This is a genomic window from Pseudomonas sp. MF08831, from assembly GCF_059862645.1.
This window is the reverse complement of record NZ_JCBCUX010000006.1, coordinates 1-14,339: the sequence shown is the minus strand read 5'-3', so window position 1 is coordinate 14,339 and position 14,339 is coordinate 1. Positions and strand designations below refer to the sequence as shown.

General features: G+C 60.6%; 13 protein-coding genes. 8 read left to right on the top strand and 5 right to left on the bottom strand.

Annotation, left to right across the window (positions count from 1 at the left end):
- Window positions 1-9: 9 nt before the first annotated feature.
- The 4 genes from AC19YS_RS14035 (at window position 10) to AC19YS_RS14020 (ending at window position 4,579) form a co-directional block, all read left to right on the top strand.
- Window positions 10-1,491 carry a mannitol dehydrogenase family protein gene (locus AC19YS_RS14035; RefSeq protein WP_200624833.1) on the top strand — a complete coding sequence of 494 codons (1,482 nt, stop codon included), beginning with the start codon at window positions 10-12 and terminating at the stop codon, window positions 1,489-1,491.
- 139 nt (window positions 1,492-1,630) lie between these two features.
- Window positions 1,631-3,112 (top strand): xylulokinase, encoded by a 1,482-nt coding sequence (xylB, locus tag AC19YS_RS14030; protein WP_200624832.1) that lies wholly within the window; start codon window positions 1,631-1,633, stop codon window positions 3,110-3,112.
- A gap of 12 nt (window positions 3,113-3,124) precedes the next feature.
- Window positions 3,125-4,063 (top strand): carbohydrate kinase family protein, encoded by a 939-nt coding sequence (locus AC19YS_RS14025; protein WP_124417254.1) that lies wholly within the window; start codon window positions 3,125-3,127, stop codon window positions 4,061-4,063.
- Window positions 4,064-4,309: 246 nt separating this feature from the next.
- Complete coding sequence (locus AC19YS_RS14020) at window positions 4,310-4,579, top strand: DUF2790 domain-containing protein (RefSeq protein ID WP_124417253.1); 270 nt, start codon at window positions 4,310-4,312, stop codon at window positions 4,577-4,579.
- Between the two features lie 91 nt (window positions 4,580-4,670).
- Here AC19YS_RS14020 and AC19YS_RS14015 read toward each other — a convergent pair whose 3' ends face one another.
- Together AC19YS_RS14015 and ilvA are read right to left on the bottom strand one after the other, a co-directional pair.
- Window positions 4,671-4,934, bottom strand: a complete 264-nt coding sequence (locus tag AC19YS_RS14015) for a DUF1652 domain-containing protein (RefSeq protein WP_106577875.1) — start codon at window positions 4,932-4,934, stop codon at window positions 4,671-4,673.
- Window positions 4,935-5,156: 222 nt separating this feature from the next.
- A complete protein-coding gene (gene ilvA, locus AC19YS_RS14010; protein WP_200624831.1) occupies window positions 5,157-6,179 on the bottom strand; it encodes a threonine ammonia-lyase, biosynthetic in 1,023 nt (340 codons plus the stop codon).
- 272 nt (window positions 6,180-6,451) lie between these two features.
- Between ilvA and AC19YS_RS14005 the strand changes: the two genes are divergently transcribed.
- Both AC19YS_RS14005 and map read left to right on the top strand, forming a co-directional pair.
- Window positions 6,452-6,652, top strand: a complete 201-nt coding sequence (locus AC19YS_RS14005) for a ParD-like family protein (protein WP_003190946.1) — start codon at window positions 6,452-6,454, stop codon at window positions 6,650-6,652.
- Window positions 6,652-7,407 carry a type I methionyl aminopeptidase gene (gene map / locus AC19YS_RS14000; RefSeq protein WP_106577873.1) on the top strand — a complete coding sequence of 252 codons (756 nt, stop codon included), beginning with the start codon at window positions 6,652-6,654 and terminating at the stop codon, window positions 7,405-7,407. Before AC19YS_RS14005 ends, map begins: the two co-directional genes overlap by 1 nt.
- A gap of 449 nt (window positions 7,408-7,856) precedes the next feature.
- Here the strand turns inward: map and AC19YS_RS13995 are convergent, their stop codons facing one another.
- On the bottom strand, window positions 7,857-8,795 hold the full coding sequence (locus AC19YS_RS13995) for a magnesium transporter CorA family protein (protein WP_169366562.1): 939 nt from the start codon (window positions 8,793-8,795) through the stop codon (window positions 7,857-7,859).
- A gap of 6 nt (window positions 8,796-8,801) precedes the next feature.
- Complete coding sequence (locus AC19YS_RS13990; protein ID WP_124417250.1) at window positions 8,802-10,388, bottom strand: RimK family ATP-grasp domain-containing protein; 1,587 nt, start codon at window positions 10,386-10,388, stop codon at window positions 8,802-8,804.
- A 94-nt stretch (window positions 10,389-10,482) separates the two neighbouring features.
- On the opposite strand from AC19YS_RS13990, the gene AC19YS_RS13985 reads away from it, so the two are divergent.
- Complete coding sequence (locus AC19YS_RS13985) at window positions 10,483-11,583, top strand: GNAT family N-acetyltransferase/peptidase C39 family protein (protein ID WP_200624830.1); 1,101 nt, start codon at window positions 10,483-10,485, stop codon at window positions 11,581-11,583.
- On the opposite strand, the gene sfnG is transcribed toward AC19YS_RS13985, so the two are convergent.
- Window positions 11,567-12,652, bottom strand: coding sequence for a dimethylsulfone monooxygenase SfnG (sfnG, locus tag AC19YS_RS13980; protein WP_200624829.1), 1,086 nt, complete (start codon window positions 12,650-12,652; stop codon window positions 11,567-11,569). The genes AC19YS_RS13985 and sfnG overlap by 17 nt on opposite strands.
- Before the next feature lie 264 nt (window positions 12,653-12,916).
- Between sfnG and AC19YS_RS13975 the strand changes: the two genes are divergently transcribed.
- Window positions 12,917-14,155, top strand: coding sequence for an acyl-CoA dehydrogenase family protein (locus AC19YS_RS13975; protein WP_169366559.1), 1,239 nt, complete (start codon window positions 12,917-12,919; stop codon window positions 14,153-14,155).
- The last annotated feature ends 184 nt before the right edge of the window (window positions 14,156-14,339 follow it).

Genomic DNA, 14,339 nt, shown 5'->3' with positions numbered 1-14,339 from the left:
AGATTTGTGATGAAACTGAATAAGCAGAACCTGACCCAACTGGCGCCGCAAGTGAAGATCCCGTCCTATGCGATTGCCAGCACCACGCAGGGCATCGCGCATATCGGCGTCGGCGGTTTCCACCGCGCGCACCAGGCGTATTACACCGATGCCCTGATGAACACGGGCGAGGGCCTTGACTGGAGCATCTGCGGGGTCGGCCTGCGCGCCGAAGACCGCAAGGCTCGCGATGACCTGGCTGGCCAGGATTACCTGTTCACCCTCTATGAACTGGGCGACACCGACGACACCGAAGTGCGCGTGATCGGCTCGATCAGCGACATGCTGCTGGCCGAAGACGGCGCCCAGGCGTTGATCGACAAGCTCGCCGACCCGCAGATTCGCATCGTTTCGTTGACCATCACCGAAGGCGGCTACTGCATCGACGACAGCAACGGCGAGTTCATGGCCCACCTGCCGCAGATCCAGCATGACCTGGCGCACCCCAAATCGCCGAAAACCGTGTTCGGCTTTATCTGCGCGGCGCTTACCCAACGCCGCGCGGCCGGTGTGCCGGCGTTTACCGTCATGTCCTGCGATAACCTGCCGCACAACGGCGCCGTCACGCGCAAAGCGCTGCTGGCTTTCGCTGCCCTGCACAACGCCGAGCTGCACGATTGGATCAAGGCCAACGTGAGCTTCCCGAACGCCATGGTCGACCGCATCACGCCGATGACCAGCACCGCCCACCGCTTGCAGCTGCATGACGAGCATGGCATCGACGATGCCTGGCCGGTGGTGTGCGAACCCTTTGTGCAGTGGGTGCTGGAAGACAAGTTCGTCAATGGACGCCCGGCCTGGGAAAAGGTCGGCGTACAGTTCACCGATGACGTCACACCCTACGAAGAGATGAAGATTGGCCTGCTCAATGGCAGCCACCTGGCCCTGACGTACCTGGGTTTTCTCAAGGGTTACCGGTTTGTGCACGAGACCATGAACGACCCGGTGTTTGTCGCTTACATGCGCGCCTACATGGACCTGGACGTCACGCCAAACCTGGCGCCGGTGCCGGGCATCGACCTCGCCGAATACAAGCAGACCCTGGTGGATCGCTTCTCCAATCAGGCGATTGCCGACCAGTTGGAGCGGGTGTGTTCGGACGGTTCGTCGAAGTTTCCCAAGTTCACCGTGCCCACGATCAATCGCTTGATTGCCGATGGGCGTGAGACTGACCGCGCGGCGCTGGTGGTCGCGGCCTGGGCGCTGTATTTGAAAGGTGTGGATGAGAATGGGGTGAGCTACACGATCCCGGATCCACGTGCGCAGTTTTGCCAGGATTTGGTGAGTGATGATGCGTTGATCAGCCAGCGATTGTTGGGTGTGGAGGAGATTTTTGGCAAGGCCATTCCCAATTCTCCCGAGTTTGTGGCAGCGTTTGAGCGGTGCTATGCAAGCCTGCGCGACAAGGGCGTTACCCAAACCCTGCAAAACCTTTTGAAGAAATCGGCTTAACAATGTGAGAGGGGGCTTGCCCCCGATGGCGGTGTATCAGTCAAATACCCTTCACTGACCCACTGCTTTCGGGGGCAAGCCCCCTCCCACATTTGATCGGGTTTTCAATCCAAAAAACCACACTGCTGAGCACTCCACCATGACCCAGCAAAACCTTTACCTTGGCATCGACTGCGGCACCCAAGGCACCAAAGCCATCGTCCTCGACGCCACCAGCGGCAAGGTACTGGGCCTGGGCGCCGCCGCGCACACGCTGATCAGCGGCGCCAATGGCCGGCGCGAACAACATACCCAGGAATGGCTGGACGCCTTTACCGAAGCCACGCACCGCGCCTTGCAACAGGCCGGCGTGGACGGCCAGGACATCCTCGGCATCGGCGTTTCCGGCCAGCAGCACGGGCTGGTGCTGCTGGATGACCAGGGCCAAGTGCTGCGCCCGGCCAAACTGTGGTGCGACACCGAAACCACACCCGAAAACGACCGCCTGTTGCAACACCTGGGTGGCGAAAGCGGCTCCCTGGAACGCCTCGGCGTGGCGATTGCACCGGGTTACACCGTGTCCAAACTGCTATGGACCCGCGAGCAGCACCCGGACGTGTTCGCACGCATCGCGCATATCTTGCTGCCCCACGATTACCTCAACTTCTGGCTCACCGGCCGCGCCGTCGCAGAATTCGGCGATGCGTCGGGCACCGGCTATTTCAACGTGCGCACGCGCGAATGGGACGTGGCGCTGCTTCAGCACATCGACCCCAGCGGCCGCCTGCAAGCTGCTTTGCCTGAACTGATCGAGGCGCATCAAAGCGTGGGCACGATCCTGCCAGCCATCGCCGAACGCCTGGGCATCAACCCCAACGCCCGCGTCTCCAGTGGCGGCGGCGACAACATGATGGGCGCCATCGGCACCGGCAACATCGCACCGGGCGTGATTACTATGAGCCTGGGTTCGTCGGGCACCGTGTATGCGTTTGCCGATCAGCCGACTGTGAGTCCCCAAGCGTCGGTGGCGACTTTCTGCTCCTCCAGCGGCGGCTGGTTGCCATTGATTTGCACGATGAACCTGACCAACGCCACCGGCGTGATTCGCGAACTGTTCGACCTCGACCTGGCCGCCTTCAACGCCCTGGTCGCCCAGGCACCGATTGGCGCCGACGGCGTCAGCATGCTGCCCTTTCTGAATGGCGAACGCGTGCCCGCCCTGCCCCACGCCACCGGCAGCGTGCACGGCTTGACCATGACCAACCTGACGCGCGCCAACCTCTGCCGTGCGGTGGTCGAGGGCACCACCTTTGGCCTGCGTTATGGCCTGGACCTGCTGCGCCAGACCGGCCTGCAAAGCCTGCGCATCCGCCTGATCGGCGGCGGTTCAAAAAGCCCGGTGTGGCGCCAGATGGTCGCCGATATCATGAACACCGAAGTCGTCTGCACCGAACAAAGCGAAGCCGCCGCCCTGGGCGCGGCGATCCAGGCGGCGTGGAGCCAGTCCGGCGAGTCCCTGGCCAGCTTGTGCGACAAATGCGTAAGCGTCGACCCGGCCAGCCGCACGCTGCCGGTGGCGACCAGTGTCAGTGCCTACCAACACGCTTACGAGCGCTATCAACAACTCGTGGCAACCCTTTAAGAGCGAACGACTATGTATCTGGTGTGTGGCGAAGCGCTGTTTGATTTTTTCAGCGAGGAGGATGCCAGCGGTCAGGCGTCCAAGGTCAATTACAAGGCAATTGCCGGCGGCTCGCCGTTCAACGTGGCCGTGGGCTTGCGCCGTCTGGGCATCGACTCCGCGTTGTTCGGCGGGTTGTCCAATGATTTTCTCGGCCAGCGCTTGCTGCACGTGCTCAAGGACGAGGGCGTCAGCGAGCAATTTCTGGTCGAATTTCCCGCGCCGACCACCCTGGCGATGGTGGCTGTGGGCGCCAATGGCTCACCGCAGTACAGCTTTCGCGGCGAAGGCTGCGCCGATCGCCAGTTGCGGGTGGTGCACTTGCCCACGCTGGGCCATGAAATTCGCGGGCTGCACATCGGTTCGTTTTCGCTGGTGGTACAACCCATCGGCGACACGCTGCTGCACCTGGTCAAGCGCGAAAGCGGCAAACGCCTGATCAGCCTGGACCCCAACGTGCGGCTGAACCCGCAGCCGGATATCCAATTGTGGCGTGATCGCGTGGGCGAGTTGGTCAAGCATGCCGACCTGATCAAAGTCAGCGACGAAGACCTGCACCTGCTCTACCCCGACCAGTCGCCGGAAAGCGTGCTGCAAGGCTGGTTGCAGCACCGCTGCCAACTGGTGTTTCTCACCCGAGGCGGCGACGGCGCAACGGTGTTCAGTCGCCAGCACGGCAGTTGGTCTGCACCGGCGGTCAAGGTGGTGATGGCCGATACCGTGGGTGCCGGTGACACCTTCCAGGCGGCATTGATTGCCTGGCTGACCGAGCAGCAGCTTGATTCGGTAGAGGGCCTGCAACAGCTTTCGCGCGAGCAGATCGACAGCATGCTCGGCTTCGCCATTCGCGCCGCCGCCCTGACGTGCGGCAAGACCGGGCCGGACCTGCCATACCGCGCTCAGTTGGGCTGATTACCCATCACAGCAGGCCACGTCTTTGGTGGCCTGCTGTCAGAACGCACGCCGCCCCTGCAAGAGCGGCAGCGCGAGCAAAGCCTGCTGGCCGAGACGGGTGGCGGGCACATCTAATGCGTTGGGCTGTTTGTCAGCCAACACCTCAAGGTTGATAGATGAAGGTTTTGTCAGCCAAGGCAAAATTAATCGATGGTTAATCCCGCGAGCCGAGAGTGAAGGTGTACCCACTTGCGGAGAACTACCATGAAACTGCGCACTTTGATGCTTGGCGGCGCATTGGCGCTGGCATCCGTCTCGGGCCTGGCCCAGGCCGACACACAAGCCACTGCGACCAAACCGGTGCCCTACCAGTACGGCATGCCCATGAACGTTAAAACGGTGATTGCAATGCATGAAACCGACACCAACGTTTGCAAAGTCATCAACGCCGATATCAAGTTCGTCGATACTGCGGGCAAAGTCGAAGACGTCGGCTACCGGAAAATGTCCGAAGCCTGCGATTTCCAGAATTGATCCTTCACACTGGCAGCAGAACCGTATTGGGCCTGGCATCTACCAGGCCCGCAGTTCCCCAGTGACTCAACCTCGCAACAACGGCTGATGATTAGCCGCGCCCTCCCACTCTTTGCAGAGCGGTTGAATGGGTGTGTTTGAGGTCTTCGCGCAAGCCGCTGATCAGGTTGCAAATGGCTCGACTGCTGTCGAGTTTGTCAGCGTTGATACCTTTTACTTCCAAATCCACCCGGTCGCGGTCACGGTCGTCATAGACTTTGATCGTCAACGAAGCATCTTCGGCTTTGGTGCATTCGCACCGTTTAGGCAGGAAACTTCCTTCAATAATACTGCGAAGTTCTAATTCCGAAAGCATGGCCAACCTCTCCTTTCATGAGACTGCCAACAGATTGTTATGTGTGCGGCAGGCGCGTGCCTGCCACGTCTTACCGACCCTGGAAGACGCTTACAATCACCAGCGTACTCGGCAAAAACCGTTCTCGTTGTAACTTTTCCTCATAAGCGGCACGCGGGTTTATATAACTCTGAAAACTCAGCGCAAATCCTCGGCGAACAGCGTTGATTAAACGGTTATGCACTAAGTTGAACCTTGCGCTGCGACTCTTTCTGCAACATGTCGCAAACTATCAAAGTTGATATTTGCCCCGGAATTCACCGCCACCAGGGTTTGCCCACGCACGGAGTTTTGCGCCACGTACTGGCGGATGCCCGCTACCGCCAGCGCGCCGGATGGCTCGGTGATGGAGCGCGTATCGTCATAGATCAACTTGATCGCACTGCACAGCTGGTCGTTGCTGACAGTGATGACTTCGTCCACCCAGTCGCGGCAGATTTCAAAGCCATACGCGCCGATCTGCGCCACAGCCGTGCCGTCGGCAAACCCGTCAACGCTGGGCAACACCACACGCTCGCCCGCGCGCAGCGCCGCCAACAGGCAGCTGGAACCTTCAGGTTCGACACCGACGATGCGCACCTGAGGCCGCAGGTATTTGACATACGCCGCGATCCCGGCGATCAGACCGCCACCGCCCACCGGCACGAAGATCGCGTCCAGCGCGCCCTGTTGCTGGCGCAGAATTTCCATCGCCACGGTGCCCTGGCCGGCGATCACGTCCGGGTCATCGAATGGCGAAACAAAGGTGCAACCCGAGGTCTCGGCCAATTGCAGCGCATGCGCCAGGGCAAACGGAAAGCTCTCGCCGTGCAGCACCGCCTCGGCGCCTCGGGAGCGAACGCCGAGCACCTTCAACTCAGGCGTGGTGCAGGGCATCACAATGCTTGCCTTGATCCCCAGTTCGCGCGCCGCCAGCGCTACACCTTGGGCGTGGTTGCCCGCCGACGCCGTCACCACGCCCCGCGCCTTCTGCGCCTGCGTCAGCTGCACCAACTTGTTGTACGCCCCGCGGATTTTGAAAGAAAAAGTCGGCTGCAGGTCTTCGCGCTTGAGCAACACCTGATTGCCCAGCAAGGCCGAGAGTGCCGGTGCCGCTTGCAAGGGCGTGCGCACTGCCAGGTCATAGACCGGGGCGGCGAGAATCTTTTTCACATAGTGTTCAAGCAATGCCGTATCAGCGGTGTGGGGGGCGGGGCACATGCTCATGGGGTGTCTCCTGGCTTTTTTACAGGGCCCCGAGACGGAAAAACAAAACCCGCCTCAAGGGCGGGTTGGGGTGCAGCCGTGTGCTATCCCGCCAAATGAGGAATGGCGGTAATAATGCTTGGCTGGCTGCGGAAGGCTTGAAATGTCATGTCACGAAATTAACCGCCACTCACCGGCCACGTCAATGCCCAACCACCGATTATCCAGCAGGGGTTTACGGAAAGCATACGAAACGTATACGCTTTGTATATCAATACAACACAGTGAACGTCATGGGCATCGTCAAGATCACCGACCAATTGCACGAACAACTCCGCCTGGCCAGCGCTGCCATGGACCGCTCCATCAACGCCCAGGCCGAGTTCTGGATCAAGATCGGCCTGCTCGCCGAACTCAACCCGCACCTGCCCTACAACGAGCTGATCAACAAGCTGTTGCTGGACAAGCCCGACCTGATCCGGGGGCGCAGCTGATGATCAAGACGGCCGCCCAACTGGCAGTAATGCGTGAATCCGGACGCCTGCTGGCCAAGGTTTTCGACATGCTTGACGGCTTTGTCGCCGCCGGCCGCTCCACCCTGGAGCTGGACAGCGCCGTCGAGGCGTTCATTCGTAACGACCTCAACGCCCGCCCGGCAAGCCTTGGGCAATATGACTATCCCTTCTGCATCAACACCTCGATCAACGAGGTGGTGTGCCATGGCATGCCCAGCGCCAAGGATATTCTCAAGGACGGCGACATCATCAACATCGACATCACCTTGGAAAAAGGCGGTTTTATCGCTGACGCCAGCAAGATGTACATGATCGGCACCGTGGCGCCCAAGGCGCGGCGCCTGGTGGAACAGACCTTTGAGGCCATGTGGGCCGGCATTCGCCAAGTCAGGCCGGGTGCGCGCCTGGGTGATATCGGCCATGCGATCCAGAGCCATGCGCAGGCTAACGGCTACAGCGTGGTGCGCGAATACTGCGGCCATGGTATCGGCCGCCAGATGCATGAAGAACCGCAAATCCTCCACTTCGGCCGCCCCGGCACCGGCCTGGAACTGCGTGAAGGCATGGTGTTTACCATCGAGCCGATGCTTAACCAGGGCAGCGCCAAGGTGCGCGACTTGAAAGATGGCTGGACGGTGGTGACCAAGGACAACAGCCTGTCGGCGCAGTGGGAGCACACCGTGGCGGTGACGGCCGACGGGTTTGAGGTGCTTACCTTGCAGGTGCCTGATTGAGAAGTGTAGATGTAGGTGTGGCGACTGGTGCTGGGGCCTCTCCATTTTTGGGGTAACAGCAGTTAAGTGGTTAGATCACAAGCAAAGCCAAGGCGGCCTGATTTGGAAGCTGAACCCAATCAAATGTGGGAGCTGGCTTGCCTGCGATGGCATCAACCCTGTTTACCTGATGGCCCGAGGTGCCTGCATCGCCGCTAAGCCAGCTCCCACAGAAAAGCCAAGCACTGCGGGTGGTGGAGGCTGAATTCGGTCAACTTGTGGGAGCGGGCTTGCTCGCGAAGGCGGTGGAACAGTCAGCTCATTTGTAACTGACCCACCGCCTTCGCGAGCAAGCCCGCTCCCACATTTTTAGATCTGATTACACCAGGGTGATTCGGCGTGCAACGCGGGCCCGGAGCGTGGGTAAGGCGCACTACCAAACGGGCCTAAGCGCAGCAACGGCTGTGTACTCACACCACACTTGCCCCGCCCGCGATTCGCTTCAGCCCCAGCACCATCAAGCCCGCCCCCAACGCCATCGCGGCCATCAGCAGCGGGTACGACACCCACCACGGTGTACCCGCCGTCATCATGCTGAATTCCGACATGCCACCCACACTGGCAATCAGGTTAAGCGGCAGGAACACCACGTTAATCAGGGTCAACTTGCGCAGCAGGTTGTTCATGCTGTTGTTCATCAGGTTACCGCGCGCATCGATCAGCCCGGAAAACACATTGGAGTAGATCTCTGCCTGCTTGTAGCACTGGTGGTTCTCGATGATCAGGTCATCGATCAACCCCAGGATCTCAGCACTGAAATGCTCTTTTTCAGCGTGATTACGCAACCGCGACAACACCGCGCCGTTGCTGTGCAGCGCATTGATGTAGTAGATCAGGCTTTCGCTGAGGCTGAACATCTGCATCAGGTGATGGTTGCTCATCGACGCGTTGAACTGTTGCTGCAATTCGCGCGCAACCAGCTTGATCACCTTGAGGTGGCCCAGGTAGTGGTGGATGTTGTTGAGCAACAAATCCAGCAGCACATCCAACGGCGTGTGCAGCGGCCGGCGCGCGCCGAGCCCGGACAGCGGGGTTTCATCGGTGGCGATCACCAGCAGGCGATCCTGCGAAAACAACAAGCCGCACGACGACACCTCAAACACCAGGTTGCCGCCGCCGGAGTAGTTTTCCGGGCGTTTCCAGATCAGGAACAGGTTGTCGGGATGAAATTCGATGCGTGACACTTCATCCGGGTCAAGGGCCGAGGCCAGGGCATGTTCATCCAGCTTGTGGTGGTCGCGCAGCCATTCGCGTTCGGCCAGGTCCGGGTTGTTGAACAACATGATCGGCGCATCATCACTTCCCGCGCCGCACAACTTCCCACCGGTCAATTCAAAGCGCTGGATCATCGCGCGTCACCACACCTGGCCCTGGCGCTTCAACTCCAGGCGCCGCACGAACTCCTCCAGCACCAGGGCGTATAGGTCGTCTTGCAGGTAGGCGTCTTCGATACCGGCATCCATGTTGGGGTTGTCGTTGACCTCGATCACCACCACCTTGTCGCCGGACTGCTTGAGGTCAACACCGTAAAGGCCGTCGCCGATCAGGTTGGCAGTCTTCACCGCCAGCTCTACCACCGCCTTGGGTGCTTCGTGGACCGCCAGTGTGCGGCATTCGCCGTTGATGTCCTGGCCGATAGCCTTGTGGTTGTAAATCTGCCAATGGCCCTTGGACATGAAGTACTGGCAGGCAAAGATCGGCTTGCGGTTGAGTACACCGATGCGCCAGTCGTACTCGGTGTAGAAAAATTCCTGGGCCAGCAACAGCACCGAATGCTCGAACAACTCAGCGGTGGCCTTGAGCAAAGCCTCCTGGCTTTCCACCTTGATCACACCGCGCGAAAAACAGCCGTCGGGGATCTTCAACACCAGCGGGAAGCCCAGGCGCTCGCCCACCCGCTCGAAATCTTCCGGTCGCTCCTTGTACAGAATCTCGGTGGCCGGCATGCCCAGTTGGTGGCTGTTGAGCAGGTCGGTGAGGTAGACCTTGTTGGTGCAGCGCAGAATCGACGCCGGGTCGTCCATCACCACCAGGCCTTCGCTCTCGGCCTTCTTGGCGAAGCGGTAGGTGTGATTATCGACGCTGGTGGTCTCGCGGATCAGCAAGGCGTCGTACTCGGCGAGGCGCGAGTAATCCTTGCGCTCGATCAGTTCCACATCGATGCCCAGGCCCTTGCCGACCCGCACGAAGTTTTCCAGGGCGCGGGCATTGGAGGGCGGCAATTGCTCCTGCGGATCGTGCAGGATTGCCAGGTCGTAACGGGCCAGCCTGCGTGAACGCGGTTGGCGCCAGATCTTGCGGCTGAAGTTGTCGAGGGCGTGGGCAAACTGGTCTTCCTGGTCATCACGCAACTTGTGCAACACGCCGGATTTGACCCCTTCGATGTGCCAGCCGTTGTTCTTGCGAAACTCAACTAACAGAATCGGGCACGGGAAGGTTTCAAACAACTGACGGGCCAACTCCTGCAACGGCTCTATATTGGTCCGGCCAAAATAAAGTGTCAGGGTAAAGCCTTCGGTGTTGCTGTAGAGGTGATGACTCAAGGCTTTATCGAGGGTTTTATCCAGGTCATCCAGCGACAGGCCATACAGCGACTTTTTCGTCAGTTCACTGATGGTGCGCACCGACGGAATCACCTTGTGCCCGCGCGCCTCGGCCAACAGCGAGCAGTAATAACCATGCCCCAGGTACTTGTAGCTGCGGCACAGGTTGATCACCTGCACGCGCTTGCCCGTCTCGCTCTCGCGGGTTTGCTCCAGGTATTCCTGAGCGGTGACGATGTCTTCGCTGGGGAAATAAGAAGCCCAATCTTCCTTGCGTTCGACAATGATCACGACTTGACTGGAACCCTTGAGAGGTGCGGAAAAATAACCGTTGGAAGTTATTGTCGCCGCGACGGTTTGCTCGGATACTTCACGCCAATGACTTTGTACCGCCGACATAATATTTGATCCGCTTTAGAGAACTCGACCTTTTCTATTAAGCACGATCTTTTAGAGAAGTCCCGTTTCGTTACGCAACTTTTACGGCGGTCATATGGCTCTTTCCTTTCGCGTTGCAACCCCCGCTGACGTGCCCGAATTGGTGGCACTGGAACAGCACTGTTTCACCACCGACCGGCTTTCGCCGCGCAGTTTCCAGTGGATGATCAGCCGCGCTCATGGCCAGTTGCTCGTCGCCGAAAATGACAGCGTTTTGCTCGGTTACGCCTTGGTGCTGTTCCATCGCGGCACCTCACTGGCTCGCCTGTACTCCATCGCCATTGCCGAACATGCGCGCGGCATGGGCCTGGGCAAGCAGTTGCTGGCGCGCATCGAAGCCTGCGCCGTGGCGCATGATTGCGCCTACCTGCGCCTGGAAGTGCGCACCGACAACCCCGGCGCCCTCGCCTTGTACGAGCGCAATGGCTACCGGCGCTTCGCGCTGATCAATGACTATTACGAAGACCATGCACCGGCCCTGCGCCTGGAAAAACGCATCGTCCAGCACCAGGACGCGCGCCCGCAAAACGTGCCGTATTACCAGCAAACCACCGACTTCACCTGTGGCGCCGCGTGCCTGCTGATGGCCATGGGCGCACTGGTGCCGACGCGCGTGGCCGGCCGGCGCGAAGAACTGCAAATCTGGCGTGAAGCGACCACCGTGTTCATGACCGCCGGCCACGGCGGCTGCAGCCCGCAAGGCTTGGCTCTGGCAGCGTGGCGCCGGGGCTTTCGCGTGCGCATGCAGGTGAATGTGCGCGGCCCGCTGTTTCTGGACGGCGTGCGCGACCAACATAAAAAGGACGTCATGCGCCTGGTGCACGAAGCATTTGAAGAAGAACTGGCCGGCAGCGACGTCGAGCAGGTGCTCGGCGGCGCGTTGGATTTGCCGCAGGTATTGCGCGATGGCGGGCAGCCGCTGGTGTTGATCAGCAGCTACCGCCTCACCCGCTCCAAGTCGCCGCACTGGGTGATGGTCACCGATTGCGACGACGACTTTGTCTACCTGCACGACCCGGATGTGGACCACAGCCAGCACCGCCAGCCCCTGGACTGCCAGCACTTGCCGGTCAGTCATGGGGAGTTCGAACGCATGTGCCGCTTTGGCAATAACAAGTTGCGCGCGGCGGTGGTGCTCTTCAAGCCACTTGCTTGATCCCGGCCTTGGCTTCCAGCTCACGCACCAGCGGCAACACGCGTTTGCCGAAGTATTCGACTTCCTCCTGGAAGTGCAGGAAGCCGGCCAGCACCAGGTCCACGCCCACGGCCTTGAGCGCGACGATGCGCTCGGCAATCTGCTGCGGCGTGCCGATCAGGTCTGTCTTGAAGCCGTCGTTGTACTGCACCAGGTCTTCGAAACTGGATTTGGCCCAGTTGCCCTCGCCTTCCGGTGAGGCTTTGCCGGCCTGCCTGGCCGCGTCACCAAAGGCATTCACGGCCTCCGGGTCGGCTTTGTCGATGATTTCGGCGAGCACCGCGCGGGCTTCTTCTTCGGTGTCGCGGGCGATCACAAAGGCGTTTACGCCGACTTTGACCGAATGGTTATTCGCCGCCGCCTTGGCGCGGATGTCATCGACCTGAGCCTTGATGCCTTGCGGGGTGTTGCCGTTGGTGAAATACCAGTCCGACACGCGCGCCGCCATGTCCCGCGCGGCGCGCGAGCTGCCGCCCTGGAACACTTCCGGTTGGCCAAGGGGCTTGGGCTTGAGGGTGTAATTGTTGAAGCGGTAGAAGTCGCCCTTGAAGGTGAAGTCGTCCTGGGTCCAGATGCCTTTTAACGCGCGGATGAACTCTTCGGAACGGCGATAACGCTCATCGTGTTCCAGCCAGTGTTCGCCGATGGCCTGGAACTCGCCCTTGAACCAGCCACTGACGATGTTCACCGCGATACGGCCATTGGTGAGCTGGTCGATCGTCGCCAGTTGCTTGGCCGCCAATGCCGGTTGCCACGGGCCGGGCAAGATGGCGGCGATCACCTTGAGCGTGGTGGTCGCCGCCAGCAGCGCATGGCTGAAGGCTACGGATTCATGCTGGTTTTCGGCGCCGTAGCCGGCGGTGAAGCGAATTTGCGTGAGGCCGTATTCAAAACCGGCCGCTTCGGCCAACTGCGCCAGTTTGCGGTTGTAGTCGATGCCCCAATGGGTGCGTTGCTCGATCTTGCTGACCACCAGCCCACCGCTGACGTTGGGCACCCAATAGGCAAATTTCACGGCTTGCTGACTCATCTGGCAGTACCTCGCACGAAGGGATGTTCCAGGGCTAGAGCAGCAAGCGTGCCAGGCCGGTGCAAACGCCCTGGCCATGGGCGTCGCGGTAAAAATGCCAATCTCGCAGGGCTGAGCTGTCAATGTCATGGATCACACCGGTTTGTCGATCCGCTGTTGCCGGAGCAACAGTGAATGGCCCGCCTTCCCCGCAAACACGGGCTGCCGCCATCGGCACGAACTGTGCAATCCCCCAAGGACTGATACTGCCAAGGAGCTGCCCCCATGACCGAGCAACACGTCATCAACCCGCTGTCCACGGGTGCCGATTACCCCACGTTGGCCGCGCGTTTTCGGCCGATATTCGAGCGCATTGCCGCGGGTGCGGTAGCGCGCGAACAGACCCGCGCCCTGCCCTATGAACCGATCCAATGGCTCAAGCAGGCCGGCTTTGGCGCAGTGCGGGTGCCGGCGGAATACGGCGGCGGTGGCGCGTCGCTGCCGCAGTTGTTCGAGTTGCTGATCGAGCTGGCCGCTGCCGACTCGAATGTGCCCCAGGCGTTGCGCGGGCATTTCGCCTTCGCCGAGGACCGTCTGAATGCGCCACCCAGCGCTGGCCGCGACCTGTGGTTCAAGCGCTTTGTCGACGGCGACATCGTCGGCTGCGCCTGGACCGAAATCGGCAACGTGGCCATTGGCGAGGTGGTCACTCAAGTGAGCCCCGACGGCGATAAATGGAAACTCAACGGTGAAAAGTTCTACAGCACCGGCAGCCTTTTCTCCGACTGGATCGACGTGTACGCCCAGCGCAGCGATACCGGCGCCGATGTGATCGCCGCCACCCGCACGCGCCAGCCTGGCGTGGTGCAAAGCGATGACTGGGATGGCTTTGGCCAGCGCACCACCGGCAGCGGCACCAGCCGTTTTACCGATGCCGTGGTGGACGCGGAAAACGTCATCGACTTTGCCACTCGGTTCAAGTACCAGACCGCGTTTTATCAGTTGGTGTTGCTGGCGAGCCTGGCCGGGATTGGTCGTGCGGCACTGAGCGACGTGGCTCATCAGGTGCGCAGTCGCAAGCGTATCTACAGCCACGGCAATGCCGCGCATGTCAGCCAGGATGCGCAGGTTCAACAAGTGGTGGGTGAGGTGGCGGCGCTGGTGTATGCCGCCGAGGCCAGTGCGTTGAAGGCGGCGGTGCCGGCGCAACAGGCGTACCTGGCGCGGTTTGCGGGGGATGAGGTGGCCGAGCGGGAGGCGAATGTGGCAGCCGAGATTGAATCGGCAACGGCGCAGGTGGTGGTGTCGGCGCTGGTACAGCGGGCCACTACGGAGTTGTTCAATGCGCTGGGGGCGTCGGATGTGCGCCAGGGTAAAGCGCTCGATCGCCACTGGCGGAATGCCCGGACGGTGTCGTCGCATAATCCGGTGATCTACAAGGCGCGGATTGTCGGGGACTGGGTGATTAACGGGACTGAGCCCCCGTTTGTGTGGCAGATCGGGAATGGGCCGGCCAGGGGGTAGGCTTTTTTGATCGCTCAGGGTTGGGGTGTGTATCCGTTTTTTGGGTGATGGCGGGTATGGGTTCCGCCCTTACGGCGGGTCACTTTGGAAAAGCCCCAAAGTAACCAAAGGGCTCTTGCCCCACCACTCGGCACCTCGCTTAGGCTCGGTGTGCCCGAACGAAGGCTTGAATCCGTGGGCCGCC